General features: G+C 71.2%; 28 protein-coding genes and 1 pseudogene. 13 read left to right on the top strand and 16 right to left on the bottom strand.

What is annotated here, in order from left to right:
* Positions 1 to 107 precede the first annotated feature (107 nt).
* A complete protein-coding gene (locus ACFV57_RS02575) occupies positions 108 to 515 on the bottom strand; it encodes a hypothetical protein (RefSeq protein ID WP_385224872.1) in 408 nt (135 codons plus the stop codon).
* A gap of 176 nt (positions 516 to 691) precedes the next feature.
* Between ACFV57_RS02575 and ACFV57_RS02580 the strand changes: the two genes are divergently transcribed.
* Together ACFV57_RS02580 and ACFV57_RS02585 are read left to right on the top strand one after the other, a co-directional pair.
* Positions 692 to 1,903, top strand: coding sequence for a sensor histidine kinase (locus tag ACFV57_RS02580; RefSeq protein ID WP_385224874.1), 1,212 nt, complete (start codon positions 692 to 694; stop codon positions 1,901 to 1,903).
* A 20-nt stretch (positions 1,904 to 1,923) separates the two neighbouring features.
* Positions 1,924 to 2,556 (top strand): response regulator, encoded by a 633-nt coding sequence (locus tag ACFV57_RS02585; protein ID WP_385225136.1) that lies wholly within the window; start codon positions 1,924 to 1,926, stop codon positions 2,554 to 2,556.
* Here ACFV57_RS02585 and ACFV57_RS02590 read toward each other — a convergent pair.
* From ACFV57_RS02590 to ACFV57_RS02610, 5 genes are all read right to left on the bottom strand, one after another.
* Positions 2,514 to 2,798 (bottom strand): Uma2 family endonuclease, encoded by a 285-nt coding sequence (locus ACFV57_RS02590; RefSeq protein ID WP_385225138.1) that lies wholly within the window; start codon positions 2,796 to 2,798, stop codon positions 2,514 to 2,516. The genes ACFV57_RS02585 and ACFV57_RS02590 overlap by 43 nt on opposite strands.
* Before the next feature lie 24 nt (positions 2,799 to 2,822).
* A complete protein-coding gene (locus ACFV57_RS02595; RefSeq protein ID WP_385224876.1) occupies positions 2,823 to 3,149 on the bottom strand; it encodes a hypothetical protein in 327 nt (108 codons plus the stop codon).
* 75 nt (positions 3,150 to 3,224) lie between these two features.
* The gene (locus tag ACFV57_RS02600) at positions 3,225 to 3,809 is read right to left on the bottom strand and encodes a TetR family transcriptional regulator (protein WP_385224878.1); all 585 of its coding nucleotides are present in this window, start codon (positions 3,807 to 3,809) and stop codon (positions 3,225 to 3,227) included.
* A gap of 112 nt (positions 3,810 to 3,921) precedes the next feature.
* Entirely contained in the window at positions 3,922 to 4,929 is a 1,008-nt protein-coding gene (locus tag ACFV57_RS02605; protein WP_385224880.1) for an aldo/keto reductase, read from the bottom strand.
* A gap of 227 nt (positions 4,930 to 5,156) precedes the next feature.
* Positions 5,157 to 5,639 carry a transposase family protein gene (locus tag ACFV57_RS02610; RefSeq protein WP_385224882.1) on the bottom strand — a complete coding sequence of 161 codons (483 nt, stop codon included), beginning with the start codon at positions 5,637 to 5,639 and terminating at the stop codon, positions 5,157 to 5,159.
* A gap of 65 nt (positions 5,640 to 5,704) precedes the next feature.
* Between ACFV57_RS02610 and ACFV57_RS02615 the strand changes: the two genes are divergently transcribed.
* A complete protein-coding gene (locus tag ACFV57_RS02615) occupies positions 5,705 to 6,289 on the top strand; it encodes a DUF3995 domain-containing protein (protein WP_385224884.1) in 585 nt (194 codons plus the stop codon).
* A gap of 94 nt (positions 6,290 to 6,383) precedes the next feature.
* On the opposite strand, the gene ACFV57_RS02620 is transcribed toward ACFV57_RS02615, so the two are convergent.
* Positions 6,384 to 7,832 carry an MFS transporter gene (locus ACFV57_RS02620; RefSeq protein WP_385224886.1) on the bottom strand — a complete coding sequence of 483 codons (1,449 nt, stop codon included), beginning with the start codon at positions 7,830 to 7,832 and terminating at the stop codon, positions 6,384 to 6,386.
* A 101-nt stretch (positions 7,833 to 7,933) separates the two neighbouring features.
* Between ACFV57_RS02620 and ACFV57_RS02625 the strand changes: the two genes are divergently transcribed.
* A complete protein-coding gene (locus ACFV57_RS02625) occupies positions 7,934 to 8,812 on the top strand; it encodes a helix-turn-helix transcriptional regulator (RefSeq protein WP_385224888.1) in 879 nt (292 codons plus the stop codon).
* On the opposite strand, the gene ACFV57_RS02630 is transcribed toward ACFV57_RS02625, so the two are convergent.
* Positions 8,785 to 10,263: an MFS transporter gene (locus tag ACFV57_RS02630; RefSeq protein WP_385224890.1), complete on the bottom strand. Its 1,479-nt coding sequence runs from the start codon at positions 10,261 to 10,263 to the stop codon at positions 8,785 to 8,787. The genes ACFV57_RS02625 and ACFV57_RS02630 overlap by 28 nt on opposite strands.
* A 160-nt stretch (positions 10,264 to 10,423) precedes the next feature.
* On the opposite strand from ACFV57_RS02630, the gene dusB reads away from it, so the two are divergent.
* The 3 genes from dusB to ACFV57_RS02645 all read left to right on the top strand — a co-directional run bounded on the left by dusB (position 10,424) and on the right by ACFV57_RS02645 (position 16,199).
* Entirely contained in the window at positions 10,424 to 11,551 is a 1,128-nt protein-coding gene (gene dusB / locus ACFV57_RS02635) for a tRNA dihydrouridine synthase DusB (RefSeq protein WP_385224892.1), read from the top strand.
* 430 nt (positions 11,552 to 11,981) lie between these two features.
* Positions 11,982 to 14,720 (top strand): pyruvate, phosphate dikinase, encoded by a 2,739-nt coding sequence (gene ppdK / locus ACFV57_RS02640; protein ID WP_385224894.1) that lies wholly within the window; start codon positions 11,982 to 11,984, stop codon positions 14,718 to 14,720.
* A gap of 537 nt (positions 14,721 to 15,257) precedes the next feature.
* Positions 15,258 to 16,199, top strand: a complete 942-nt coding sequence (locus ACFV57_RS02645) for an ArsR/SmtB family transcription factor (RefSeq protein ID WP_385224896.1) — start codon at positions 15,258 to 15,260, stop codon at positions 16,197 to 16,199.
* Between the two features lie 113 nt (positions 16,200 to 16,312).
* Here ACFV57_RS02645 and ACFV57_RS02650 read toward each other — a convergent pair whose 3' ends face one another.
* The 3 genes from ACFV57_RS02650 to ACFV57_RS02660 all read right to left on the bottom strand — a co-directional run bounded on the left by ACFV57_RS02650 (position 16,313) and on the right by ACFV57_RS02660 (position 18,121).
* Positions 16,313 to 17,266: a TauD/TfdA dioxygenase family protein gene (locus ACFV57_RS02650; protein ID WP_385224898.1), complete on the bottom strand. Its 954-nt coding sequence runs from the start codon at positions 17,264 to 17,266 to the stop codon at positions 16,313 to 16,315.
* 159 nt (positions 17,267 to 17,425) lie between these two features.
* Complete coding sequence (locus ACFV57_RS02655) at positions 17,426 to 17,569, bottom strand: hypothetical protein (protein ID WP_385224900.1); 144 nt, start codon at positions 17,567 to 17,569, stop codon at positions 17,426 to 17,428.
* A gap of 105 nt (positions 17,570 to 17,674) precedes the next feature.
* Complete coding sequence (locus ACFV57_RS02660; RefSeq protein ID WP_385224902.1) at positions 17,675 to 18,121, bottom strand: GNAT family N-acetyltransferase; 447 nt, start codon at positions 18,119 to 18,121, stop codon at positions 17,675 to 17,677.
* A gap of 248 nt (positions 18,122 to 18,369) precedes the next feature.
* On the opposite strand from ACFV57_RS02660, the gene ACFV57_RS02665 reads away from it, so the two are divergent.
* Complete coding sequence (locus ACFV57_RS02665; RefSeq protein WP_385224904.1) at positions 18,370 to 19,302, top strand: SGNH/GDSL hydrolase family protein; 933 nt, start codon at positions 18,370 to 18,372, stop codon at positions 19,300 to 19,302.
* An 18-nt stretch (positions 19,303 to 19,320) separates the two neighbouring features.
* Here the strand turns inward: ACFV57_RS02665 and ACFV57_RS02670 are convergent, their stop codons facing one another.
* The 3 genes from ACFV57_RS02670 to ACFV57_RS02680 form a co-directional block, all read right to left on the bottom strand.
* Positions 19,321 to 20,226, bottom strand: coding sequence for a carbohydrate ABC transporter permease (locus tag ACFV57_RS02670; RefSeq protein ID WP_385224906.1), 906 nt, complete (start codon positions 20,224 to 20,226; stop codon positions 19,321 to 19,323).
* Between the two features lie 3 nt (positions 20,227 to 20,229).
* Positions 20,230 to 21,144, bottom strand: coding sequence for a carbohydrate ABC transporter permease (locus ACFV57_RS02675; protein ID WP_385225140.1), 915 nt, complete (start codon positions 21,142 to 21,144; stop codon positions 20,230 to 20,232).
* A 104-nt stretch (positions 21,145 to 21,248) separates the two neighbouring features.
* Positions 21,249 to 22,565: an ABC transporter substrate-binding protein gene (locus tag ACFV57_RS02680; protein ID WP_385224908.1), complete on the bottom strand. Its 1,317-nt coding sequence runs from the start codon at positions 22,563 to 22,565 to the stop codon at positions 21,249 to 21,251.
* 31 nt (positions 22,566 to 22,596) lie between these two features.
* Between ACFV57_RS02680 and ACFV57_RS02685 the strand changes: the two genes are divergently transcribed.
* Positions 22,597 to 22,728 carry a hypothetical protein gene (locus ACFV57_RS02685; protein WP_385224910.1) on the top strand — a complete coding sequence of 44 codons (132 nt, stop codon included), beginning with the start codon at positions 22,597 to 22,599 and terminating at the stop codon, positions 22,726 to 22,728.
* A gap of 224 nt (positions 22,729 to 22,952) precedes the next feature.
* Positions 22,953 to 23,255, top strand: coding sequence for a putative quinol monooxygenase (locus ACFV57_RS02690; RefSeq protein ID WP_385224912.1), 303 nt, complete (start codon positions 22,953 to 22,955; stop codon positions 23,253 to 23,255).
* 67 nt (positions 23,256 to 23,322) lie between these two features.
* Here the strand turns inward: ACFV57_RS02690 and ACFV57_RS02695 are convergent.
* Positions 23,323 to 23,478 (bottom strand): annotated as a pseudogene (locus ACFV57_RS02695) (RidA family protein); the annotation flags it as partial.
* 106 nt (positions 23,479 to 23,584) lie between these two features.
* On the opposite strand from ACFV57_RS02695, the gene ACFV57_RS02700 reads away from it, so the two are divergent.
* Together ACFV57_RS02700 and ACFV57_RS02705 are read left to right on the top strand one after the other, a co-directional pair.
* Positions 23,585 to 23,968, top strand: a complete 384-nt coding sequence (locus ACFV57_RS02700) for a winged helix-turn-helix transcriptional regulator (RefSeq protein WP_385224914.1) — start codon at positions 23,585 to 23,587, stop codon at positions 23,966 to 23,968.
* A 46-nt stretch (positions 23,969 to 24,014) separates the two neighbouring features.
* Entirely contained in the window at positions 24,015 to 24,143 is a 129-nt protein-coding gene (locus ACFV57_RS02705) for a hypothetical protein (protein ID WP_385224916.1), read from the top strand.
* Positions 24,144 to 24,177: 34 nt separating this feature from the next.
* Here the strand turns inward: ACFV57_RS02705 and ACFV57_RS02710 are convergent, their stop codons facing one another.
* Positions 24,178 to 24,303 (bottom strand): hypothetical protein, encoded by a 126-nt coding sequence (locus tag ACFV57_RS02710; RefSeq protein WP_385224918.1) that lies wholly within the window; start codon positions 24,301 to 24,303, stop codon positions 24,178 to 24,180.
* A gap of 76 nt (positions 24,304 to 24,379) precedes the next feature.
* Here ACFV57_RS02710 and ACFV57_RS02715 point away from each other — a divergent pair, with 76 nt between their 5' ends.
* Positions 24,380 to 24,520, top strand: a complete 141-nt coding sequence (locus ACFV57_RS02715; RefSeq protein WP_385225142.1) for an EthD domain-containing protein — start codon at positions 24,380 to 24,382, stop codon at positions 24,518 to 24,520.
* Positions 24,521 to 24,553: the final 33 nt, after the last annotated feature.

Raw genomic sequence — 24,553 nt, forward strand, 5'->3', positions numbered from 1 at the left:
CTGCGCCCCCTGCGGGGGCCGCCGCCGCTCTGCCGGCCTCCACCGCCGGCGGGGCGGTAATCTCCAGCCCGGCCGGCGTCCGTTTTCCGCGAGATCGTCGCGTGGCGTCACCGGGGCGATCGCACGGCGAGCGTCGCGCAGGTGATCGCCAGCGGCAGCTCCGCGCCGACCGCCATGGCCAGCGCGCCCGCCAGCTCGCTGCCCGGCCCGGCCGTCGCCACGTCGACGCACGCGTCGGCGACGAGCAGAACCGCTGCCGCCGCCGCGGCGCCCCGGTGGCCCGCCCGCCCGTTCATCAGCCGGGTACCGGCGATCAGCAGGCACGCCGCCTCGACCGCGTCCAGCGCCACCCAGGCCGCCGCCTCCGCGGGCGGCAGGGTCCCCGCGAGGTAGCCCATCCACGGCAGCAGGGCCAGACCGGCTCCGGTCATGACCCGGCCCGCCCAGGTGCGGCGGCTTGCGGCCAGGCTGAACGAGCTTGCTCCGTATGGGGAGTTGAAGGCGACGAGGGTCATCGGTGTGCCTCTTCCGGGCTGCGGTGAACCCGGCCTTCGGGCTCACGGTCAACCCTCCTTCCGCGGCCGCGGAAGGTCAGTAACGCCCGTTGCCGACCTGGGGTGGCACCAGTTGCACCCCCGAAGCGGAAACCCGCTACATGGTCGCCCGCCGGACCCCCGCATAGCGTTGGTCCATGACCATCCCGCCCCGATTGCGCCGCGCGCTCGTACGGCTGCGGCGCGACTTGCTCTTCCTGGGGGCCGGGCTGCCGCTGCACATGGTGCCGGCGCTGCTGTTCCTGTGGGCCGCCACACAGTTCGCCGGGCTGACGACGGGCACTTCGGACGCCGCGCCCTACCTCCTGCCGATCGCGCTGACGCTGCTCGTCGTCTGCGCCTACGGCCTCACCGAGGCCCAGCGATGGCGTTTCCGCACGCTGTGCGGGATGGACCTGCCAAGGTTGCGCTTCCGTGAGAACAAGCGGCAGTGGGCCTACAACTGCCTGATCGGACCGCTTCTGGGCGTCCTCGAAGCCCTCGTGCTCACGGTGTTCGCGGCGGGCCTGTCGGCGGCGACCAGCTCGCTGTGGATCTGGACGCTCGGGGCACAGTGGCGGCTGGACCACCGCGGTTACGCCACCCCGCTCGGGTACGTCACGGCCGCCGGTCTGCTCGTGCTGGCCGCCGTGCCCGCCCTGGCCGGCGGCCTCGTACGGCTGGAGAACGTCGTCGGCCGGGCGGTGCTGTACGTCAGCCGGTCCGAGGAGCTGAAGCGGCGGGTCGAGGACCTGACGGTGAGCCGGGCGGGGGCGGTGGACGCCGCCGACGCCGAGCGCCGCCGTATCGAACGGGACCTGCACGACGGCGCGCAGCAGCGGCTCGTCGCGCTCGCGCTGAACCTCGGGCTGGCCAAGGCCACGCTCAAGGATCTGCCGCCCGAGGCGCGGCAGGTCATCGAGGAGGCGCACCGGGAGGCCAAGGAGGCCATCGAGGAGCTGAACAGCCTGGTGCGCGGTCTGCATCCGGCCGTGCTGGACGAACTCGGCCTGGACGCCGCGCTGTCCGGGCTCGCGGCACGCGCGCCGCTGCCCGTACGGCTGTGGACGGACCTGCCGGACCGGGCCGCGCCGCCGATCGAGGCGGTCGCCTACTTCGTCGTCTCCGAGGCCCTCAACAACGTGGCCAAACACGCGGACGCGACCCGGGCCGACGTGACCGTGACCCGCCTGGGGGAGATACTTCGGGTGGTCGTCGCCGACGACGGGGTGGGCGGCGCCGATCCGTCCCGGGGGAGCGGTCTGAAGGGGCTCGCCCAGCGCGTGCGCTCCGTGGACGGGGCGTTCCGGATGAGCAGCCCCGTCGGGGGCCCCACCACCATGACCGTGGAGTTGCCGTGCACGACCTGACACCCGCCGTACGCCGCGCGGTGATCGCCGAGGACTCCGTCCTGCTGCGGATCGGCCTGGTGAAGGTGCTGGAGACGGCCGGCTTCGAGGTGGCCGCGGAGGCCGGCGACGCGCCGGGGCTGCTGGCGGCGATGGCCGAGCACCGTCCCGACCTGGCGGTCGTGGACGTCCGGATGCCGCCCGGCTTCACGGACGAAGGGGTGCGCGCGGCCCTGGAGATCCGGGAGCGGTGGCCGGACACCGCCGTACTGATGCTGTCGCAGTACGTGGAGGAACGCTACGCCGCCCATCTGCTCGCCTCGAACACCAGCGGCATCGGCTATCTGCTCAAGCAGCGGGTCGCGGACGTCGAGGAGTTCATCGAGGCGCTGCGCCGGGTCGCGGACGGCGGGACCGCGCTGGACCCGCAGGTGGTGGCGCAGCTGCTGGTGCGGCGCCGGAGCGACCCGCTGGAGCGGCTGACCGGCCGCGAACGGGAGGTCCTGGCGCTGATGGCCGAGGGCCGGTCGAACGCGGGCATCGCGGCGGCCCTGGTGGTGAGCGAGTCCGCGGTGGCGAAGCACATCAACAACATCCTGGCCAAGCTGGATCTGCCGAGGGCGGACGCGGATCATCGGCGGGTGCTGGCGGTGTTGCGGTTCTTGGGGGTGTGAGGACTGCGGCGCTTTCGCCGCACGGGCTCACGGGCGAAGAACGCGGGCACACGCAGCTCCTCGCCGAACTCGGCCGACTCCCGCTCGGTATAGCCGTCCTCGCCCGGCTCCCAGAACACGGTGGTCCGCTGCTCCTCCATGTCGACCAGGAGATACACCGGCACGCCGGCTTTCCCGTACGTCCCGAGCTTGTCCCCGTAGTCGTGGTGACGCGTCACCGGACAGGTCAGCTCGACGGCCAGGGAAAGATGGTGACCGTCGAGGTGTTACTCGTCCGTGTGGAACGCGCTCTCGGCGACGACATACATCTCCGGTTGCAGGGCGCGCTCCTGCGCCGGGAAGGTGAAGAGGCAGGGGGCGCCCATGAGGACATGTCCGTCCGGAGTGAGCGGCGCCAGCTGCGATTCGATCGCCAGTATCGTGAGCGTGTAGTAGGGCGGCGGCCACGGCGACAGGACGATGCTGTCGCCGACGATCTCCGCCCGGTGGCCGTCGGGTACGTCGATGCTCAGGAGGTCATGGAGCACTCTCCGGAACCAGGTCGGGTCGTGCGGAACGCCTTCGGTCGTCTGCCGTTCGAGCATCAGTGTCATGACACACCTTCCCCCGTTGAGTGATCAGGCCGATACTCAGCGTAGGGGCTGCCACTGACAACGACCGCCGGTCCGTCAACTCCCCAGCCCCCGCAACATCAACTCCACCACCGCCCCCAACGCCTCCTCGATCCCCGGCCGTGACCACTCCGCCGCGTAGCACGGATCGTGGAAACGCCTGGTCGCGTCGAAGATCGCGCGGGCCAGGGTCGCCGAGTCGCCCGGCGCGAACGCGCCCTGGTCGATGCCGTCCTGGATGATCGCCGCCAGCTGGCCGGTCAGATCGGCTACGTGCTGTTCCACTACGCCGCCGCTCTCGCCGACCAGCGTCATGTAGGTCGCGAACAGTTCGGGGTCGTCGCCCGCCTTGCGCCGCTTCGCGGCGAACAGCGTGGTCACCCAGCGGCGCAGCCGCTCCGGCGCCGGCCCGTCCTCCGTGACGATGGCCCGCAACTGCCCGCTCGTACGGTCCAGCCAGCGTGCCGTGACCGCCTCGCGCAGCGCCGCCTTCGTACGGAAGTGGCGGTAGACGCTGCCATGGCTGACGCCCAGCGCGCGCGCCACGTCGACGACGGTGGCCTTGGCCGGGCCGTAGCGGCGCAGCACGTCCTCGGTGGCTTCGAGGATGCGTTCGGGGGTCAGGGTCTCGGCGGGTGGCATGGCGGGCGTACGGGCCTTTCGGTCGGGGGCGCCGTGCGGGGCGTCCTGGTACGGACGCGGCGGCGTCCTTCCACGGACCGTACCCGCACGGCCCCCGAGTGTGCCCCTAAGGTCAGCGCTCGCTGTCCAGAAGGGCCATCTGCTGCGCCGGGTAGCGGTCGCCGGCCGCGGCGCCCGCGGGGACCGCGCGCTCGATGGCCGCGAGGTCGGCGGCGTCCAGCGTGACGTCCAGCGCGCCCAGCGCTTCCGCCAGCCGGTCCCGGCGGCGGGCGCCGACCAGCGGCACGATGTCCTCGCCCTGGGCGAGCACCCAGGCGATGGCGGTCTGCGCGACCGTGGCGCCCTTCGCTTCGGCGATCTTGCGCAGCGCGTCGGTCAGGTCGAGGTTGCGTTGCAGGTTCTCGCCCTGGAAGCGCGGGCTGGCCGCGCGGAAGTCGTCCGCGGCCAGCTTGCGGTCGCGCCCGAAGTGGCCGCCGAGCAGGCCGCGGGAGAGCACGCCGTACGCGGTGATGCCGATGCCCAGCTCGCGCGCGGTGGGCAGGATCTTTTCCTCGATGCCGCGGGAGATGAGCGCGTACTCGATCTGGAGGTCGGCGATCGGGGCGACGGCGGCGGCCCGGCGCAGGGTGTCGGCGCCCACTTCGGACAGGCCGATGTGCCGTACGTGACCGGCCTCGACCAGCTCGGCGATGGCGCCGACCGTCTCCTCGATCGGCACGTCGGGGTCGAGGCGGGCGATCCGGTAGATGTCGATGTGGTCGGTGCCCAGGCGCTGGAGCGAGTACGCGGCGAAGCTCTTCACCGCTGCCGGGCGGCCGTCGAACCCGATGAAGTCGCCTTCGACGGTGCGCTGCGCGCCGAACTTCACGCTGGTCAGCGCCTGCTCGCGGCGGGCCGCCGGCGCGGTGCGCAGCGCCTCGTTGATCAGCAGCTCGTTGTGGCCCATGCCGTAGAAGTCGCCGGTGTCCAGCAGGGTGACGCCGGCTTCGAGGGCCGCGTGGATGGTGGCGACGGATTCGGCGCGGTCGCCCGGGCCGCCGTACACGGCGGACATGCCCATGCAACCGAGGCCGAGGGCCGAGGACTGCGGGCCTGTGGTGCCGAGGGTGCGGGTCTGCACGGGTGCTCCTCAGGAACGGAGGGGGTGGGTGGGGTGCCGCCGCGCGCCGCGCCGGACGCGCCGCGTGGCGGCACATCAACCATGACATGAGCGATGACAGATTTCAATATCTGTCATTCGCTGCTCATGCTGACCCCTGGCCCCCGGCCCCTGGCTCTTGGCTCCTGACGACGCGGTACGCGATTGCCGTCGAGGCGTGCCGGCCTGGCGGTCCGACCGGCGAGTGATCAGCAGGTGACCGTCCAGACGGGAACGGACCCGGCGCTCGTGCGCGGCCGGGTGGGCCTGCGGGCAGCGCGGTCGGAGACCAGTCCGGCGATGGCGGCGTGCGTCTCGGCGTAGTACTCGCGGCGGCCGAGGTGGCGTTGCAGTGGCCGGATCTCATGGATGGCACGGGTGACGGTGGGACGGGTCACGCCGTAGAGCTCGGCCAGTGCGGCGTGAGGCAGCTGCAGGCGCAGATAGACCACCGTGACCAGGACCCGGCCGGTGAAGACAAGTGGGTGATCCGGCCTCGCACCCACCGTGCGCTTGCGCTCGTCACCCCGGCGTTCACGCGGTGTGGACTCACGCCGGGCCGTCCACGGCGCGGCCAACTCCTCGATCAGTCCGCCGAGATGTTCTCGATCAAGGCCGCAGAAGGCGGGATGAGACAGAGCCGCACGGGTCCGGTAACGCATCACGACATCGCCAACCCGTGAGGTCACCATCAGGTCATGGCCGGACTGCCGATACGGCGTACGAGCCGTTGGACGGGCAGGGCACAATTGCGATCATGAGTCTGCGTCGTGAAACGGCGAGCTCCCCGGCCCGATGGCCTGGGTATGCCGCTGCCGTGTGGGGGTTCGCGTTCGCCGTTCCCAGCTTCTACTGGGCGATGGGCGGTCTGGCCGGGGCCGCCTCCACGATCTCACCGTCACTGGTCGAGCTGGCACGCGAGCGCAATCCCGGCTTCATCACGGTGTTGTGGGTGACCGGAGTGCTCAAAGTCGTCGGCGCAATGATGGGCCTGGCTCTGGTGCGCCGCCGCACGTGGGGACGCGGCATGAATCGCCTCCTGCAGTTGTCCGCGTGGGGCGCGGGGGTACTGCTCGTATGGCATGGAGCACTGTTCGTCGGGCAGGGACTGCTCGTACAGGCACATGTCATCGAACTCGCCCCGGAACTCCTGCCGGTCAGCCGCTGGTACACCTACCTGTGGGGGCCTTGGTTCGTGGCCGGCGGGCTCACCTTCGTATGCGCCGCACGGACTCACTTGAGCGGGGCGGCCGACCGCCGGGATGCCGTGATCGCGGGCATCGTCGGCGGCCTTGGCGCGCTGGCGCTGTCCGTGACAGCCCTGATCGCCGGAATCGGATAGGCGGCCCGGAACGGCCGCAACAGGACTCGGCCGCCTACCGCCTACGGCGGATCTCCGCTATCGCGTACCGCGTCGTGAGTCCCGGCTCCCGCCCCTACCGCACCACCCGCGGCAGCCGGAACGAGAGCGCCACATTGAGCCCCACCGTCGCCACCTGCGCGAGCAGCGCGATGATCAGCGCGTCCCGTACGCCCAGCGACGGCAGCAGCGCGAGGAAGAGCGTGCCGAGCGTCGCGACGCCCAGGGCCAGCCCAGCCTGCTGGGTGGTGACCATGGCGCCGCCGCCCACTCCGGCCTGCGCGGCGGGCAGTTCGCTGAGCACGATCCGCAGCAGGATCGGCAGGACCAGGCCCTGGCCCATGCCGAGCAGCGCCATGGCCGCCGCCATCGCGGGAGCGGACACGTCCGGCCACTGCGTACGGAAGACGAGCGCCAGCGCGAGCAGTGCGGCGGCCTGGATCAGCGACCCGGCCAGCACCACCCGCCGCCCGAAGCGGGCCACCAGCCGCGGCCCGGCCAGCGACGCGACGAAGTACGTCGCGCACAGCGGGACGAGGGCGAGGCCGGCTGCCAGCGGCCCGTACCGCAGGCCGTCCTGAAGGGCGACCGCCACCACGAACATGAACCCGCCGAAGCCGATCGAGAACGGCAGGATCACGCTCAGCCCGCTGCTTACGGAGCGCAGGCGCAGCAGGGACGGCGGCACGAGCGGGGTACGTCCGGTCCGTTCGGCGCGCCGCTCGACGACGACGAACGCCGCGGCGGCGAACGGGAAGACGGCCGGCAGCAGCCAGGACCACACCGGCCAGCCCGCCGCGCGGCCCTCGGTCAGCGGCAGCAGGAGGCTGACCAGCGCGACGGCCAGCAGCACGGTGCCGGGCACGTCGACCCGGCTGGGGTGCGGCGAGCGGGTCTCGGGGACGGTGCGCAGTGCGAGCAGCAGCGCCACCGCGGCGATCGGCACGTTGACCAGGAAGACCGCGCGCCAGCCGGTCCCGGCCAGGTCGACGGCGACCAGCAGCCCGCCGAGCACCTGCCCGAGAGCGCTGGAGACGCCGGCCGTACCGCCGTACAGGCTGAGCGCCTTGGCGCGGCGTGCCCCGCTCGTCGTGGCCTGGATGGTGGCCAGCACCTGCGGCAGCATCAGCGCGGCCGCCGCGCCCTGCGCGACGCGCGCCACGACCAGTGTCCAGGCGTCCGGCGCCAGGCCGCAGGCGAGCGAGGTGATCCCGAAGGCCGCCAGTCCCCACAGGTACAGCCGCCGCCGCCCGACCATGTCGCCGAGCCGGCCGCCGACGACGAGGAGCACCGCGTACGCGACGCCGTAGCCCGCGACGACCATCTCCAGCAGGGCCGGGCCCGCGCGCAGGTCGCGGTCGATGGTCGGCAGCGCGACGTTGACGATGAAGAAGTCGATCATCGGCAGGGCGGCGCCGAGCAGTACGGTGACCAGGCCGAGCGGGGTCAGGGCGGGGTGGGCGGGACGGGCGGGGGCGGACTCCGGAGTCCGCGTGGGGACGGTTCGTACGTCGGTATCACTCACGGGGATGACGATCGTCCGCCGCCAAGGGGGGTACCAGAGTCTCTTTATCCTGGTACCGGCGCTACCTGGCAACCCGCTGAGCACTCGGGCATCCTGGGATCATGACCGCCACCATGCCGGAGAGAACAGGGCCCGCGCGGACCGACGGCGACGTCAGGCGCGGCGAGCTGGCCGCCTTCCTGCGCAGCCGCCGCGAGCGGATCACCCCGGAGCAGGCCGGTCTGCCGCGCGGCCCCCGCCGCCGTACGCCGGGCCTGCGCCGTGAGGAGGTCGCCCACCTCTCCGCGGTCGGCGTCACGTGGTACACGTGGCTCGAACAGGCGCGGGACATCAAGGTCTCGCCCCAGGTGCTGGACGCCGTGGCCCGCGCGCTCCAGATGGACCGGGCCGAGCGCGGCCATCTCTTCGCGCTGGCCGGCGTGGCCGACCCGGTGCGGGGCAGCGAGTGCACGAGCGTGTCACCGGCGATGCGGCAGATGCTCGACCGGCTCACGCCGTTCCCCGCCGCCGTCCAGAACAGCCGGTTCGACCTCCTCGCCTACAACAGCACCTACGGGCGGCTGCTGTGCGACCTGGACGCGCTGCCCGAAGAGGACCGCAACTGCCTGTGGCTGGCGTTCACCCACGCGGAATGGCGGGCGAGCCTGGTGGACCTGGACAAGACGCTGCGCGTGATGGCCGCCAAGTTCCGCGCCTCCATGGCGGGCCACGTCGCCGAGCCGCCTTGGAAGGCGATGGTGGCGCGGCTGAAGGCGGCCTCGCCGGAGTTCTGCGAGATCTGGGCGCGTCAGGAGGTCGTACGGCCGGTGAGCCAGTCCAAGCTCTTCCGCCAGCGGGACGTCGGCCTGCTGCGGCTGTCCTCCACCAACCTGTACACCGGCCCCGCCCCGGGGCCCAAGATGATCACCTACACGCCCGACGACGAGGCGACGCGCGAGAAGCTGGAACAGCTTCAGGCTTTGATCCGCGCGGCAGGCTGACCGCCGGGCCCCTGCGGCGGGGCCTGGTCCCGCGTGGACTCCAGGCGGTCCGCGGTGCGGCGCGCAGTGCCCTGGGCCCAGCGGCCGGTGGTCAGCGCGCCCAGCAGCAGCACGGCCGCGCCGCACCCGGCGATGATCCACCAGGCGGGGCGGCTCGCCTCGACGAAGTGGCTGCCGGTGGCGGCCGCGCGGGTGCCGCCGGCCAGTACGGCTCCGATCACCGCGACGCCCAGCGTCTGGCCCACCTGCCGGCTGGTGGAGGCGATCGCCGCGGCCACCCCGGCCTGCGTACGCGGCATCCCGGACACCGCGGTGTTGGTGATGGGCGCGTTGACCAGCCCGAAGCCGATGCCGAAGAGCACGTACCCGGTGAAGAGCAGCGGTGTGCTCGCCTCCGCCTCGAAGGCCGCGAACAGCACCCCGCTGACCGCTATCGCCAGCCCGGCCAGCAGCAGCGGCGGCCGCGGCCCCACCGAGCCGACCAGCCGCCCGGACAGCGGCGCGCAGACCAGCGTCATGCCCGCCATCGGCAGCATGTGCAGCCCGGCGTCCAGGGCGGACAGGCCCCGGACGTCCTGGAGGTAGAGCGTGTTGACGAAGAGGAAACCGCCGAGCGCGGCGAACGCGCAGATCGCCACGACCGTGGCCCCGCTGAACGGCGCGCTGCGGAAGAACCGCAGGTCGATCAGCGGTTCGGTGCGGCGCCGCTCGTACAGCAGCAGACCGGCGAGCGCGGCGACGGCCGTCGCGGCGAAGCCGAGGATCAGCGGCGAGGTCCAGCCCGCCGCCGGCGCCTCGATGATCGCGTACGTCAGCGAGCCGAGCAGCGCGATCACCAGCAGCTGACCCACGGGATCGAGGCGGCGCGCCTTGGGCGCGCGCGACTCCGGCACGTACCGCATGGTCAGGAACAGCGCGACCGCCCCGATGGGGACGTTGAGCCAGAAGATCGCGCGCCAGTCGACGCTCTGCACCAGCAGCCCGCCGACGATCGGCCCGGCCGCCATGCTGATGCCGAGCACACCGCCCCACACGCCGATGGCGCGGGCCCGCTCCCGGGGGTCGGTGAACGTGTTGGTGATGATCGACATGGCGACGGGGTTGAGCATCGAGCCGCCGACGGCCTGCACCATGCGGAACGCCACCAGGCACTCCAGGTTCGGCGCCAGGCTGCACAGCAGCGAGCCGAGCGAGAAGACCACCAGGCCCGCCTGGAAGACCCGGCGCCGGCCGAGCCGGTCCGCGGTGGAGCCGGCCAGCATCAGCAGCGCGGCGAGGACCAGGGTGTAGGCGTCGATCGTCCACTGCAGGCCGGAGAGCGTGGTGTCCAGGTCCTTCTGCATGGACGGCAGCGCGACGTTCAGGATGGTGTTGTCGAGGCTGACGATCAGCAGGCTCATGCAGCAGATCGCCAGGACGAGCAGGCGCCGGCGACGGCTGAGCTCAGGCATAGATGAACGGTACAACGAAGGGGGCGCGACGGCTCCGGCGAGGCGTGGCTGCGGGTACGCGGCCAGGGGACCTACGGCTCTGGCGAGGCCGCCCCGCCGGTGCGCGACAATGGGAGGTCGCCCCCTCCACCCGCCGACCACCGAAGGAAACCCGCTCCTCATGACTCAGCTGCAGATCGGCCCGCACGCGGTGCAGCCGCCCGTGGTCCTCGCGCCGATGGCCGGGATCACCAACGCCCCCTTCCGGACGCTGTGCCGGGAGTTCTCGGGCGGCAAGGGCCTGTTCGTCAGCGAAATGATCACGACGCGGGCGCTGGTCGAGCGCAACGAGAAGACCATGCAGCTGATCCATTTCGACGAGACGGAGAAGCCGCGCTCCATCCAGCTCTACGGCGTCGACCCGGACACCGTCGGCAAGGCCGTCCGCATGATCGCCGAAGAGGACCTGGCCGACCACATCGACCTGAACTTCGGCTGCCCGGTGCCGAAGGTGACCCGCAAGGGCGGCGGCTCGGCCCTCCCGTACAAGCGCCACCTGCTGCGCTCGATCCTGCGCGAGGCGGTCTCCAACGCGGGCGACCTGCCGGTCACCATGAAGATGCGCAAGGGCATCGACGACGACCACATCACCTACCTCGACGCGGGCCGGATCGCGGTCGAGGAAGGCGTCACGGCCATCGCGCTGCACGGCCGGACCGCGGCCCAGCACTACGGCGGCACGGCCGACTGGGACGCCATCGCCCGTCTGAAGGAGGCCGTTCCCGAGATCCCGGTGCTGGGCAACGGGGACATCTGGTCGGCGGACGACGCGCTGCGGATGGTGCGCGAGACCGGCTGTGACGGCGTGGTCGTGGGGCGCGGCTGCCTGGGGCGGCCGTGGCTGTTCGGCGATCTGGTGGCGGCCTTCGAGGGCACGGGCACGTACGCGCGGCCGACCTTCAAGGAGGTCGCGGCCGTGATGCTGCGGCACGCCATGCTGCTGGGGGAGTGGCTCGGGGACGAGGCGCGCGGTGTCATCGACTTCCGCAAGCACGTCGCCTGGTACACGAAGGGCTTCGCGATCGGCTCGGAGTCGCGCAAGAAGCTGGCAATCGCCTCGTCGCTGGACGAACTGGACGCTCTGATGAGCGACCTCGACCTCGACCAGCCCTGGCCCGCGGGTGCCGACGGACCGCGTGGCCGCACATCTGGCCGGAACCGGGTGGTCCTGCCGGACGGCTGGCTGGACGACCCGTACGACCGTGCGGGCGTCACGGCCGACGCGGAACTGGACACCTCGGGCGGCTGAGCTGTTGAGGGGGTGTGCGGGCCCGGACCGGGGCGTGGCCGCGGAGGCGGCGGCAGGTCCGATTCCGGGTCCGGATGACGGGACCGGAGCGGGTGCGACGGCGTGATTCTCGCCACCCCTGATAGGGGTGGCGCTCAGATGAGCGGTTCGCGGGGGAGTGCACCTCTCCAATTAGTGGCACTGGGTGCCACCCATCTCGCGTTCGCATGATCAAGCGAATATCGCAATCCGTAGCCGACCGGCGAGTCTTCGCTAGCTGTGCGCAACCATGACTTCAGGACTTGAAGTCATGGTTTCGGCCGTCGCGACTTTCGATCTGCTGGCGGACGACCGGTTACGGGCGTATGTCGACCGAGTGGACGTACCCAGACACCTTCGATCTGGGTATGTTCCTCGCCGTCAGGGCAGCCGTCGGCGAGGAGTCAGTCCCGTGCCGGAAACACAAGATCCCCACGTAACCCCGTCCGAGCCTTCGAAGTTCGTCTACGACTTCACCGAGGGCAACAAGGACCTCAAGGACCTTCTCGGTGGCAAGGGCGCCAACCTCGCCGAGATGACCAACCTGGGGCTTCCCGTTCCGCCGGGGTTCACCATCACCACCGAGGCGTGCAAGGTCTACCTCGACAGCGGCCAGGAGCCCGCGGCACTGCGTGCCGAGGTCAGTGAGCACCTGGAAGCGCTCGAAGCGACCATGGGCAAGAAGCTCGGCCAGGCCGACAACCCCCTTCTGGTGTCGGTGCGTTCCGGGGCGAAGTTCTCGATGCCCGGCATGATGGACACCGTGCTGAACATCGGCCTGTCCGACGCGTCGGTTTCCGGCCTCGCCCAGCAGGCCGGTGACGAGCGCTTCGCGTGGGACTCCTACCGCCGCCTCATCCAGATGTTCGGCAAGACCGTGCTCGGCGTGGACGGCGACCTCTTCGAAGAGGCGCTGGAGGAGGCCAAGCAGGCCAAGGGCGTACGCGTCGACGTCGACCTGGACGCGGCCGACCTGAAGAACCTCGTCGGCCAGTTCAAGGACATCGTCTCCAAGGAGACCGGCCGCGACTTCCCGCAGGAGCCCCGCGAGCAGATGGACCTCGCCGTCCGCGCGGTCTTCGACTCGTGGAACACCGACCGCGCCAAGCTCTACCGCCGCCAGGAGCGCATCCCCGGCGACCTCGGCACGGCCGTCAACATCTGCTCCATGGTCTTCGGCAACCTCGGCCCGGACTCCGGCACCGGCGTCGCCTTCACCCGCGACCCCGCCAGCGGCCAGCAGGGCGTCTACGGCGACTACCTCCAGAACGCGCAGGGCGAGGATGTCGTCGCGGGCATCCGCAACACCGTGCCGCTCGCCGACCTCGAAGGCATCGACAAGCCGTCGTACGACGAGCTGATGCAGATCATGGAAACGCTCGAAACGCACTACAAGGACCTGTGCGACATCGAGTTCACCATCGAGCGCGGCAAGCTGTGGATGCTCCAGACCCGGGTCGGCAAGCGCACCGCCGGCGCCGCCTTCCGCATCGCCACCCAGCTTGTCGACCAGGGCCTGATCGACGAGGCCGAGGCGCTCCAGCGGGTCAACGGCGCGCAGCTCGCCCAGCTGATGTTCCCGCGCTTCGACGAGAACGCGAAGACGCAGCAGATCGGCCGGGCCATCGCCGCCTCGCCCGGCGCCGCCGTCGGCAAGGCCGTCTTCGACTCCTACACCGCGGTCAAGTGGTCCCGCTCCGGCGAGAAGGTCATCCTCATCCGCCGCGAGACCAACCCCGACGACCTCAACGGCATGATCGCCGCCGAGGGCATCCTGACCTCGCGCGGCGGCAAGACCTCGCACGCCGCCGTCGTCGCCCGCGGCATGGGCAAGACCTGTGTCTGCGGCGCCGAGGAGCTGGAGGTCGACACCAAGCGGCGCTGCCTGACCGCGCCCGGCGGCATCGTCGTCGAGGAGGGCGACGTCGTCTCCATCGACGGCTCCTCCGGCAAGGTCTACCTCGGCGAGGTGCCGGTGGTGCCGTCCCCGGTCGTCGAGTACTTCGAGGGCCGGATGCACGCCGGCGCCGACGACGCCGACGAGCTGGTCAAGGCCGTGCACCGGATCATGGCGTACGCGGACCGGGTGCGCCGGCTGCGCGTACGGGCCAACGCCGACAACGCCGAGGACGCCGCCCGTGCCCGCCGCTTCGGCGCCCAGGGCATCGGCCTGTGCCGCACCGAGCACATGTTCCTGGGCGAGCGCCGCGAGATGGTCGAGCGCCTGATCCTCGCCGACACCGACGCCGACCGCGAAGCCGCCCTCGGCGGCCTCCTGCCCCTCCAGAAGGCCGACTTCGTCGAGCTCTTCGAGGCGATGGACGGCCTGCCGGTGACGGTCCGCCTGCTCGACCCGCCGCTGCACGAGTTCCTGCCCGACATCACCGAACTGTCCGTACGGGTCGCCCTCGCCGAGTCCCGCAAGGACGCCAACGAGAACGACCTGCGCCTCCTGCAGGCCGTGCACAAGCTCCACGAGCAGAACCCGATGCTGGGCCTGCGCGGCGTGCGCCTCGGCCTGGTCATCCCCGGCCTGTTCGCCATGCAGGTGCGGGCCATCGCGGAGGCCGCGGCCGAGCGCAAGAACGCCGCCAAGGGCGACCCGCGCGCCGAGATCATGATCCCGCTGGTCGGCACCGTCCAGGAGCTGGAGATCGTCCGTGAGGAGGCCGAGCAGGTCATCGCCGAGGTCGAACAGGCCCGCGGCGTCGACCTCAAGCTGACCCTCGGCACGATGATCGAACTGCCCCGCGCCGCCCTGACCGCAGGCCAGATCGCCGAGTCCGCCGACTTCTTCTCCTTCGGCACCAACGACCTGACCCAGACGGTCTGGGGCTTCAGCCGCGACGATGTCGAGGCCAGCTTCTTCACCGCCTACCTGGAGAAGGGCATCTTCGGCGTCAGCCCCTTCGAGACCATCGACAAGGACGGCGTCGGCTCCCTGGTCCGCAGCGCCGCCGAAGCCGGCCGCGCCACCCGCCCCGACCTCAAGCTGGGCGTCTGCGGCGAACACGGCGGCGACCCGGAGTCGGTGCACTTCTTCCACGAGGTGGGTCTGGACTACGTCTCCTGCTCCCCGTTCCGCATCCCGGTCGCCCGCCTCGAAGCGGGCCGTGCGGCGGCGGAGTCCCTGGGCAGCGACAGCCGCTGACCCCCTGACGACCGGAGCCGGCCGGGACCCTACCCTCACCCCCGCTCCCGGCTCCGGACCCCGACGAGGGCGGCACCTGTGCGGAGGTGCCGCCCTCGCTTTTCTCCGGACTCCCCCCTCGGGAGCTGCCGTCAGCCATGTCGGCCTGGTTGACGGCCTTCCACGGCAAATGCTGAGCGGTCGGTTATTGCCTCGTCACCCCCCACGGGATCGAGCAATCCGTTCCATTCGCACTGCCGTCGAATTGAGTAACAGCTTTCCGGTGACCGGGGTGTTGGCGCGACCCCTTTCAACTCTGGCCAAAAGGACGTGGTGACAGGCTGTGTCTGCGTGCATACTCAGATGGCCGGGGGTCGACTAGGGAGCATTGGTGGGGGTTCGGTGCTACGCGTCCATTTCAGTGGACCGGATCTGGCACGGGTGCGCATTGCCGCGCGCCCTGACGTGCTGTGGGAGACCGTTTTAAGCTTTCACCGACTGCGCGACCGGCGGCCCGGGCAGGCCTTCGGCAAATGGCGCTCCGAGGCGCGTTGCAGGTTGAATGGTGAAACACGGCTGCTGGCGCCGCTCGTTCCCACGCGCGGCTATTTTCCGGATTTTTTGACGCCGCCGGAGGGCCTGCTCGGCCTCGGCGAAGGGCTCGAAGCGCTCCGCGCAACCCCGCCCGCGCGACTGCACGCCGAACTTTCGCGGCTGCCCGCCACCCGCCCGCTGCCTTCGTGGCTGCGGGCGCTCAGCGAGGGCGATTCCGCGGAGCTCGGCCGGCTCACCGGCGCGCTGCGCAGTTATTACCAGAACGCGGTCGAGCCGTACTGGCCGCGGCTCCAGGCCCGTATCGAGGCGGACCGTGCCGCCCGCGGCCGGGCGCTCGTGGACGGCGGCGCGGACCACCTGCTCGCCTCGCTCCCGCCGACGATGCGCTGGCGGCCGCCCGTCCTCGAAGTGGACTACCCGGTGGACCGCGACCTGTTCCTGAACGGCCGGGGGCTGCTCCTGCTGCCGTCGTACTTCTGCCGCCGTACGCCCGTCACCTTCCACGACCCCGACCTCACGCCCGTCCTCGTCTACCCCCTCGAACACCCCACGCCCCGCGTCATGCCGACGGTTGCGCCCGCCCACTCGCTGGGCAAGCTCGTCGGGCGCACCCGTTCGGCGATCCTGCACGGTGTGGGCGGCGGCTGTACGACGAGCGAGCTGGCGCGGCGCGTCGACGTGTCACTCGCCTCGGCCAGCCAGCACGCGACGGTACTGCGGGACGCGGGGCTGGTGCTGACGCTCCGTCATGGAAACGCCGTGTTGCACACGTTGACGCCACTGGGCGCGGCGCTGCTGCGGGGCGGGCCGGAGGTGGACGTCCGGGGGGTGGACACCCGGGGGCTGGAGATCAGAGGGCTGGAGATGCGGGGCGCGGAGATCAGGGGGGAGGAGGGGCGGGAGGCCGAGGTCCGGGGGGCCGGGGTGCGGGAGGTGGATGTGTGAGGAAGGGGTGCCGAAGGGGTGCAGTAACGTTCCGGCGCCCGCACCCCGCACCCCGCACCCCGCACCCCGCACCCCGCACCCCGCACCCCGCACCCCGCACCCCGCACCTGGCCTCAGTACGGACGGTCGCCCGTGATCGCCACCCGTTCGGCCACCCGGCGCCGCGATCCGTAGTCGTTGACCGCGTAGTGCTGCGTGGCCCGGTTGTCCCAGAAGGCGATGTCGCCCGCCCGCCACCGGAACCGCACCTGGAACTCCGGCACATGCGCCTGCTGGAAGAGCAGCCGCAGCAGCCGGTCGCTCTCCGCTCGCTCGCAGCCCACGATGCGGGTGGTGAAGGAGGTGTTGACGAACAGCATCCGGCGGCCGGTTTCCGGATGCCGCCGTACGACCGGGTGCTCCACCGGCGGGAACCGCTCCTGGAACGGCGCGAGCCGCTCGGCGGAGTAGAAGCGGGCGAAGCCCGGCAGGAAGTCGTGGACGGCGGTGGCGCCGTCGATACGGTCCTTCACGTCCTGCGGCAGGTTGTCGTACGCCGCCGCCATGTCGGCCCACATGGTGTCGCCGCCGAAGTCCGGCACCTCGCGCAGCTGCAACACCGCTCCCAGCGCCGGGCGTTCGCGGAACGTCACGTCCGTGTGCCAGACGTTCTCGAAGGTGGACACCGCGCTGCGGTCGAACCGTACGACGTCCTCGGCGTCACCCGTCGCCAGCAGCGGATTGGTCTCCAGCTCGCCCCAGTTGCGGGCGAACGCGCGCTGCGCCTCGGACGTGAGGTGCTGCCCCCGGAAGAAGAGCACCTTCCACTCCAGCAGCGCCCGGTTCAACTCCTCCCGCAGCGCCGGGTCGAGAGGGCGGGACAGGTCGAGTCCGCGGATCTCCGCGCCGATGGTGGCGGCTTGTGGGACGACCTCGAAGCGCTCGTACGGCCGGTCCTCCCAGCCCTCGGGGGTGCGGCGCAGGATGCGCGTGCCCTCGTACAGGCCGTCGGCGGGAATGCGGTGGTCGCGGAGGGCGGGGGAGGGGGAAACGGTGGGGGTGGTGGCGGGGTCGGTTGCGGTCGGCAACGGGGCCTCCTGGGGATGCGGGGTGGAGGTAGGGGCGCGGCGCTCGCACGGGTACGGGGTACGAGCGGCTACGGGGTACGAGTGCGGGATACGGCGTGCGGGGTGCGCGGCTGCCGCGGTGGGCGGCCGTCGCCGTCGGGAGGGCTCGGCGCCCGGAGATCACCGACAGCAGCGGAAAGCGGCGGCCGGGGGAGAACCCACCCGGCCGCGGCGGCGCAGGAACGTCATGCCGCGCGGCGCGCACTCGCCGTGGGGGCCGCAGCGCAGCGGCTCCGCCTCACGGAAGGTCGAGTACGTGGTCATGGCACGCACCGTACCTCATGACCGGGGAGAGGGACAGCGGGGCGGCGGGGGAGCGGAGACCGGGCCGGCTCTTCCGGCGCTCCCGCTGCGAACGGGCTGCCGGGGTCAGCCCTTCAGCTCCTTGTACAGGTACACGTCCTCGTGCCCGCCCGGCACGCCCGGTACGCGCCCCACCTCGACGTACCCCTGGCGCTGGTAGAACCCCGGTGCCTGGAACGTGTACGAGGACACCGTGGCGCGGTCGCAGCCGCGCCGTACCGCCTCCTCCTCGGCGGCCCGCAGCAGCTTCGTGCCCCAGCCGCCCGCGCGGCAGTCCTCCCGGACCCACAGCAGGTGGATTCCGCACAGGCCACCCCAGACCTGCGCGCTCAGACCGCCGACCAACTCGCCGTCCGCGTCCGTGACCCGCACCGAGAACTCGGTGTGCTCGGCGTTGCCGGTGGCCGCGGCGTTGAAGGCGTCGAGCCCGTCCTCCAGGCGCTTGTCCAGCTCGGGGTCGTGCTCGCCGACGGTGAGAGTCGCTTCCTGCGCCGGGGTCCTGGCATCGCTCATGCCCGAGTATCCCCACACGCCCCCTGCGCGCCGCCACTGATTTTGCGCGCCGGCGCCCGGCGGGCAGCCGTTGTCCACGGGGGCCGGGGGGCTTCCGGTGGCCGGGAGGTCCTGGGATTCTTCATTGACACGCGTCACGGAACGTGGCCCGCCTTCTCCGGGGTCCGCCCCATGCCCGCCCCCATGTCGTCGCCGGGCACGGTGCCCCGTCATCGTGCCGGTCCCCCCACGAGTAGCAGGAGAGTGCGATGGGCCCAACTCCGCTCCGAGCCGCGAGCGTTGCCGCGACCACCGCTGTGCTGGCCGCGCTCGTCACCCCCACCGCTTCGTCGGCAACCGTCCCCACCGCCCCGGCCCCCGTCCGGAAGCCGCACTACGTGGCGCTCGGCGACTCGTCGGCCGCCGGCCCGCTGATCCCTCCTCAGACCAGCCTCCCCTGTCTGCGGTCCGGCCGGAACTGGCCGGCCGTCGCCGCGGCGCGCCTGGGCGCCGAGATCACCGACGTGACGTGCAGCGGAGCCACCACCGCCGACCTGGCCGGGCGGCAGTTCGGTCTCGTACGGCCCCAGTTGGACGCCTTGCGCGCGGACACGGACCTGGTCACCCTCGCCGTCGGCGCCAACGACATCGGTCTGGGCATCGTCGTACCGTCCTGCGTCCGGCTGCATCCGCAGGCGGCGGGCCTGAGCCCCACCTGCAAGTCGGTCTACACGGCGGGCGGCCGGGACCGGCTGGCCGAGCGGATCACCCGGACGGCCCCCAAGATCGCCACCGCTCTCCGGCAGATCCACCGCCGTTCGCCGCACGCGAGGGTGTACGTCGTCACGTACGGCACCTACTACCAGCCGGGCGGCTGCTGGCCGAAGGACCCTGTCTGGCCCGTCGACGCCGACTACGTACAGAACACCTTCGACCGCCTGCACACGATGCTGGCCGAGCGGGCCGCCGCCGGAGACGCGGGCTTCGTCGACATCCGTACGCCGAGTGCCCGGCACGGAGTCTGCGCCGCGAAGGGCGAGAAATGGATGGAGGGGCTGATACCCGGTTCGGCGGCGGCTCCGTACCACCCCAACCGCACCGGTATGGCGCACTCGGGCGCGACGGTTGCCGACGCCGTCGGCCCGGTACGGTCGGCAGGGGCCCCACGGTCCGGCGCCGGCCAGGGGGACACCACGCGATGAGGCCCGGCGGGCCCGCGCTCAGTCATCGATCCCCGACCGCTCCACCCCCGCCACGATGTACCGCTGGAGCAGCACGAACACGATCACCAGCGGCGCGATCGACACGGCCGCGGCGACGAACAGTTCGTGCAGGTTGATGCTCTGCGCCGTGGTGAACGTGGACAGCGCCACCTGCACCGTCCAGGACTCGCGGTCCTGCCCGATGACCAGGGGCCACAGGAACGCGTTCCACGCGCCGATGAAGACGATCGTGCCGACGGCGGCGAAGACGGGCCGTGAGTTGGGCACCACGATCCGCCAGAACGTACGCCAGTGGCCGAGGCCGTCCACCCGCGCCGCGTCCTCCAGTTCGCGCGGGAAGCCCAGGAAGTACTGGCGGAATATGAAGCAGGCGAAGGCGCTGAACAGGGTCGGGATGATCAGCCCGCGCAGGGTGGAGATCCAGCCGAGCGACGAGACGAGGACGAAGCTGGGGACGAAGGTGACCGCGGCCGGGACCATCAGCGTGCCGAGGATCGCGTAGAAGACGGCGTTCGCGTGGCGGTACGGGATGCGGGCGAGGCCGTACCCGGCCAGTGACGCCAGCAGCACCGTGCCCACGGTCGTGGAGACCGCGATCAGGGTGGAGTTCAGCAGTGCCCGCGCCATCGGCAGATTCGGGTCGTCGAAGACCTCGGTCAGGTTGGACCACTGGATGTCGCGCGGGAAGAACGTCCAGTCGGGGGCGGTGATGTCCTGCTCGGTCGCCAGCCCGTTGCGTACGAGCAGGTAGAACGGGAGGAGGAACAGCAGCGCGAGGACGGTGACGAGCACGGCGCGCAGCGCGCGGCCGGCCCGCACGCGGCGGTCCCGCGGGGCGCCTGTCCGTACGCGGCGGTCCCGCCGGGCGCCTGTCCGCGCCTGTTCCGTGGGCCTGGGCGGCATCGGTCAGTCCTCCTTCCGTCCGAGGCCGAACCAGCGGGCCTGCACGACGGTCGCCACGGCGATGATCAGCGCCAGGATCACCGCTCCCGCGCTGCCCAGGCCGAGGTTCTGCTCCTGCCCGAGCGCGGTGTAGTAGAGGTAGACCAGCGGCGGGCGCGCGTACGGCGGGTAGCCGCGCGCGTCGGACATCAGGTTGTAGAACTCGTCGAACGCCTGGAACGCGTTGATCACCAGCAGCAGGACGACGGCGACCGACGTCGCGCGCAGCTGCGGCAGCGTGATGTACCGCAGCGTCTGCCAGCCGGGCCGCGCGCCGTCCACCGCGGCGGCCTCGTACAGCCGCGGTGAGATCCGCTGTAGCCCGGCCAGGAAGAGGATCATGAAGAAACCCGCCTGGAGCCACAGCCGTACGGTCACGATCACCAGCCAGTACCAGGGCGGGTCCGACGTGGACAGCCACGCGGTCTGGTCCGCGCCGAACCACCCCAGCACCGTGTTGGCGAGCCCGAACCGCACCCCGTTGAAGATCGACAGCTTCCAGATGAGCGCGGCGACCACGTACGAGCACGCGGTCGGCAGGAAGAAGACCGAGCGGACGAACGCCTGGGCGAAGCGCAGCCGGTTGACCATGAGCGCGAGGCCGAGCGAGAGCACGTAGGTCGCCGGCACGATGAAGGCGGTGAACAGCAGGAACGTGCCGAGGCTGTTCAGGAAGGCGTCGTCGCCCAGCATCGCGGTGTAGTTGTCCAGCCCGACGAAGTCCGTCGGATTGACCGTGTTGTGGGCGTCGAAGAAGCTGAGGTAGACGCTCCAGGCCAGCGGTACGTACGTGAACAGCCCGAGGCCGAGGGCGAACGGGCCCACGAAGGCCCAGAACCACAGGTTCCGGTTCTGCTGCCCGGCCAGTCGCGCGAGCAGCCCTCCGGCCCGCCGGTCCGGCCTCGTCCCCTTGCCCTTGTCCGGTCTCGTGCCCTTGCCCTCCTCCGTGCCGGCCGTCGCCCCGGCGTCCGCGCCCGTCCCGCTCACTTCTTCTTCGCCCGCTGCAACTCGGCCTCGACCTTGCGCACCACGGCCTTCAGTTCGCTCTCCGGATTCGCGCCGTCCTTGATGATGCGGTTCAGCGCGTCCTGATAGGCGGTGCTGCTCGGCGTTGTCCAGAGCAGCGGTTCGGCGAAGCCGTGCTCGGTGGCGTACGCGACCGCGTCGGCCGCCGCGCCCTCCCTGAGCTGCTTCGCCTTCTTGGCGAGCGAGGTGCGGGCGGGGATGTGGAAGCCGTACGAGAGGGCGAAATCCTGCTGCTTGTCGGTTCCGTCCACCCACAGCCACTTCACATACGCCTTGGCCTCCTTCTGGTGCTTGCCGCGCGAGCTGACCGCCGAGCCGTACGCGCCCACGGGGACGGCGGGCCGCCCGGCGCCGTCCTTCGGGAACGGCAGCACCCCGAAGTCGTCCCCGAGCGCCTTCTTCACCTGCGGCAGCGCCCACAGCCCCGACCACTGCATGGCGGTGAGCCCCTGTACGAACGCCGAGGGGTCGGACCAGTCCGTCGGCGCCCCCAGCAGCAACGATTCGTCGGCGTACAGCTGCCGGATCTTGCCGAGGACGCGGGCGGCGGCCGGGTCGTCGAAGCCGACCTTGCCGTCGTCCGTGATCAGGCTCAGCCCAGCGGCGAACAGCGGGGTACCGCCCAGCACCGCGGCCCCGCCGTCGTTCCCCAGGAACAGGCCCTTGACCTTGTCCTTCCGGTGCCGGGCGGTCAGCGTCCTCGCGGCCTCGACCAGCGCGTCGACGCTGCGCGGCGGTTCGACGTCCGCCGCCTTCAGCATGCTCTTCCGGTAGAACAGCAACTGCGTGTCTATGGCCTGCGGAATCGCCCAGACCTTGTCCTGCCAGATCTTCGGCTTGAGCACCGCCTGATTGAAATCGTCCTTCACGGACTCGATCTGCTCGGTCAGGTCGACAACCTGACCGCCCTTGATCTGGTCCAGCTTCGGCCCGTTGACCTCGAAGACGTCGGGGCCGGAGTCCGTCAGCAGCGCGGCGGCGGTCTGCCGGTCGTAGTCGCCGGGCCGCCACTGCACGGTGACCCGCGCCTGGTCGTACGCGACGGCGTACCGCTTGACGGCCTGCTCCGTCCCGGCCTCCCCGTACTGGTGGTACCACTGGGTGAGCGCCGGCCCCGAACCCTTGCCGTTACGGCCCGTGTTGGACCCGCAGGCCGCCAGCACGGCGGCCAGGGAGACACCACCGGCCGCGCCGAGCAGCCGCCGTCTGTTGATACCGGCGCCGGTACCTCCGTCGATACCGCTGCTGATGCTCGTACCGCTGCCGCGTGTCATGCCCGATCGCCCCCTGCGTAGCTCAAGGCCCGTGCCCGGTGGTCCGTGGTCCGTACTCGTGCTGTGGTGCGTGGTGCTGCTGTACGTAGCGCTGCCGTGCGTGGTGCTGTTCCGCGCCGTTCTGCCGGGCGGACGTGCGGTGGCCGGACCACCACCCACGTGATCGTCGATCACCGCTCGCCGCGAGCGCCCACTCTGCCGTAACGGCGTGAAGAACGCATTGCAGCCGCACGAAAACGGCCGGTGAGGAGCCCATAGGGGGAGCGCGGCGGGCGGCGGGCCCGAGGCGATTGTCAGACCCCTGGTGCATCCTTCGGTACAAGGGTCCTCGCGGCAGGAGCGCTTCGGCCCGTGGTGGTGTCCAGCACGCCTTCGAAGGAGACGTTTATGATCATCGTGTCCGGCAGACTCCATGTCGCTCCCGACGCCCGCGAGGCGTATCTGAGCGCATGCGAGGGCGTGGTCGAGCAGGCGCGGAAGGCTCCCGGCTGCCTGGATTTCGTGCTCTCGGCCGACCGTCTCGAACCGGGCCGGATCAACGTGTACGAGCGGTGGGAATCGGACGCCCACGTCGAGAAGTTCCGCAGCGGCGAAGGCGGAAGCCCCGGCGATTCGGAGCCGGGGCGGGCGGCGGCGGTTCTCGACGCGGATGTGCGCAAGTACCGGATATCCGGCGTGGAGGCGGCGTAGCCGGGACACCGGACCTCCAGACTTCCGAGCGGCCGGGCCGTCCGGCGACCGGGCGAGCCACCCCCAACAGGTTCACCACGTACTGCGTCTGCGAGACGACCTGATGGCGGGTGACACCGTAGTGGTCGAGGATCTTGTCCGCGTTGGCGTAGGCCCGGTCGAGCTGGGCGCCGAAGTCGTCCGCGGCCGGGACGTTGTGGCCGAAGGCGTCGAGGGTGGTCACGGTGCTCGCCCTTCAGGTCCGGTGCGCTCTCTTGCGGTTACTCACGAACCGTAGGAGAGTCAACGCCGGCCTGGAAGAACGCACTTTTCGGTGACGGGGGAACCAGATGGTGACCAAGCAGCTGCTCAAGGGCCTGCCCGAGGACGCGGACCTGAGGCGCGCGGACTCCCTGGCGCGGGAGATCTTCTCGGACGTCGCCAACAAGTGGGCGCTCCTGATCATCGAGGCGCTCGGCGAGCGCACCCTGCGCTTCGGCGAGTTGCGGAACGAGGTCGAGGGCATCAGCCACAAGATGCTCACCCAGAACCTGCGCCTGCTGGAGCGCAACGGCCTGGTCGACCGGAAGGTGTACCCCACCGTGCCGCCGCGGGTCGAGTACACCCTCACCGAGCCGGGCCGGGCCCTGCGCACCACGGTCGACGCCATGTGCGGCTGGACCCACCGGTACCTCGGCCACATCGAGGACGCGCGCCGCCGCTTCGACGACTGACGGGCGTACGGCGAGGCGGGGCGGCCGCCGGCGGGACCATCGTGAGGTGATCGACGGCCTGCCCAACCGGCCGTTCGAAGCAGTGGCGCGGCATCGCCACCCGCTACGAGAGGCCGCGACCACCTACCTGGCCGGACTCCACGTCGCAGGCACCTTCGCCTGGTCCGCGCGCTGATCCGACCGTCCCCCGTTCACGGACCGTCCCCCGTTCACGGACCGTCGCCCGCCGGCCGTGCCAGGTAGGCGTGGTTGTCCTCGATGAGGTGGTCCAGCGCGGCCCTGGCGGCGGCGAGGCCGTCGATGGCCTCGGACAGCCGGGCCCGCTCGCGGCCCACGCGGACAGTTCACCGATCCGCATGCCGGTCTCCTCTCATGCCGCTGACCGACTTGCCCCTGACATTGATGTGAGAAATCTGGTTCGAGAACTGGGAGGATCACGACGCCTTCTTCGCGTCCGAGAACTACCGGACGCTGGTCAACCCCGACGAAGCACGCTTCATCGACATGGACTCGGTGGCCGTGATGGTCACCGAGGAGAAGAAGGTCATGTGATGGACCGACTCGACAGACGGATACCGGCTCAGC

The sequence above is a fragment of the Streptomyces sp. NPDC059788 genome, assembly GCF_042732265.1.
GTDB lineage: Bacteria > Actinomycetota > Actinomycetes > Streptomycetales > Streptomycetaceae > Streptomyces.

Excerpts from the sequence above, each read along its gene's own strand:
- ACFV57_RS02690 (WP_385224912.1), top strand. The coding sequence starts at position 22,953 with ATGATCATCGTGTCCGGCAGACTCCATGTCGCTCCCGACGCCCGCGAG.
- ACFV57_RS02575 (WP_385224872.1), bottom strand. The coding sequence starts at position 515 with ATGACCCTCGTCGCCTTCAACTCCCCATACGGAGCAAGCTCGTTCAGC.
- ACFV57_RS02625 (WP_385224888.1), top strand. The coding sequence starts at position 7,934 with ATGACCGCCACCATGCCGGAGAGAACAGGGCCCGCGCGGACCGACGGC.
- dusB (WP_385224892.1), top strand. The coding sequence starts at position 10,424 with ATGACTCAGCTGCAGATCGGCCCGCACGCGGTGCAGCCGCCCGTGGTC.
- ACFV57_RS02595 (WP_385224876.1), bottom strand. The coding sequence starts at position 3,149 with ATGACACTGATGCTCGAACGGCAGACGACCGAAGGCGTTCCGCACGAC.
- ACFV57_RS02600 (WP_385224878.1), bottom strand. The coding sequence starts at position 3,809 with ATGCCACCCGCCGAGACCCTGACCCCCGAACGCATCCTCGAAGCCACC.
- ACFV57_RS02630 (WP_385224890.1), bottom strand. The coding sequence starts at position 10,263 with ATGCCTGAGCTCAGCCGTCGCCGGCGCCTGCTCGTCCTGGCGATCTGC.
- ACFV57_RS02655 (WP_385224900.1), bottom strand. The coding sequence starts at position 17,569 with ATGACCACGTACTCGACCTTCCGTGAGGCGGAGCCGCTGCGCTGCGGC.
- ACFV57_RS02660 (WP_385224902.1), bottom strand. The coding sequence starts at position 18,121 with ATGAGCGATGCCAGGACCCCGGCGCAGGAAGCGACTCTCACCGTCGGC.
- ACFV57_RS02580 (WP_385224874.1), top strand. The coding sequence starts at position 692 with ATGACCATCCCGCCCCGATTGCGCCGCGCGCTCGTACGGCTGCGGCGC.
- ACFV57_RS02615 (WP_385224884.1), top strand. The coding sequence starts at position 5,705 with ATGAGTCTGCGTCGTGAAACGGCGAGCTCCCCGGCCCGATGGCCTGGG.
- ACFV57_RS02610 (WP_385224882.1), bottom strand. The coding sequence starts at position 5,639 with ATGGTGACCTCACGGGTTGGCGATGTCGTGATGCGTTACCGGACCCGT.
- ACFV57_RS02680 (WP_385224908.1), bottom strand. The coding sequence starts at position 22,565 with ATGACACGCGGCAGCGGTACGAGCATCAGCAGCGGTATCGACGGAGGT.
- ACFV57_RS02665 (WP_385224904.1), top strand. The coding sequence starts at position 18,370 with ATGGGCCCAACTCCGCTCCGAGCCGCGAGCGTTGCCGCGACCACCGCT.
- ACFV57_RS02670 (WP_385224906.1), bottom strand. The coding sequence starts at position 20,226 with ATGCCGCCCAGGCCCACGGAACAGGCGCGGACAGGCGCCCGGCGGGAC.
- ACFV57_RS02700 (WP_385224914.1), top strand. The coding sequence starts at position 23,585 with ATGGTGACCAAGCAGCTGCTCAAGGGCCTGCCCGAGGACGCGGACCTG.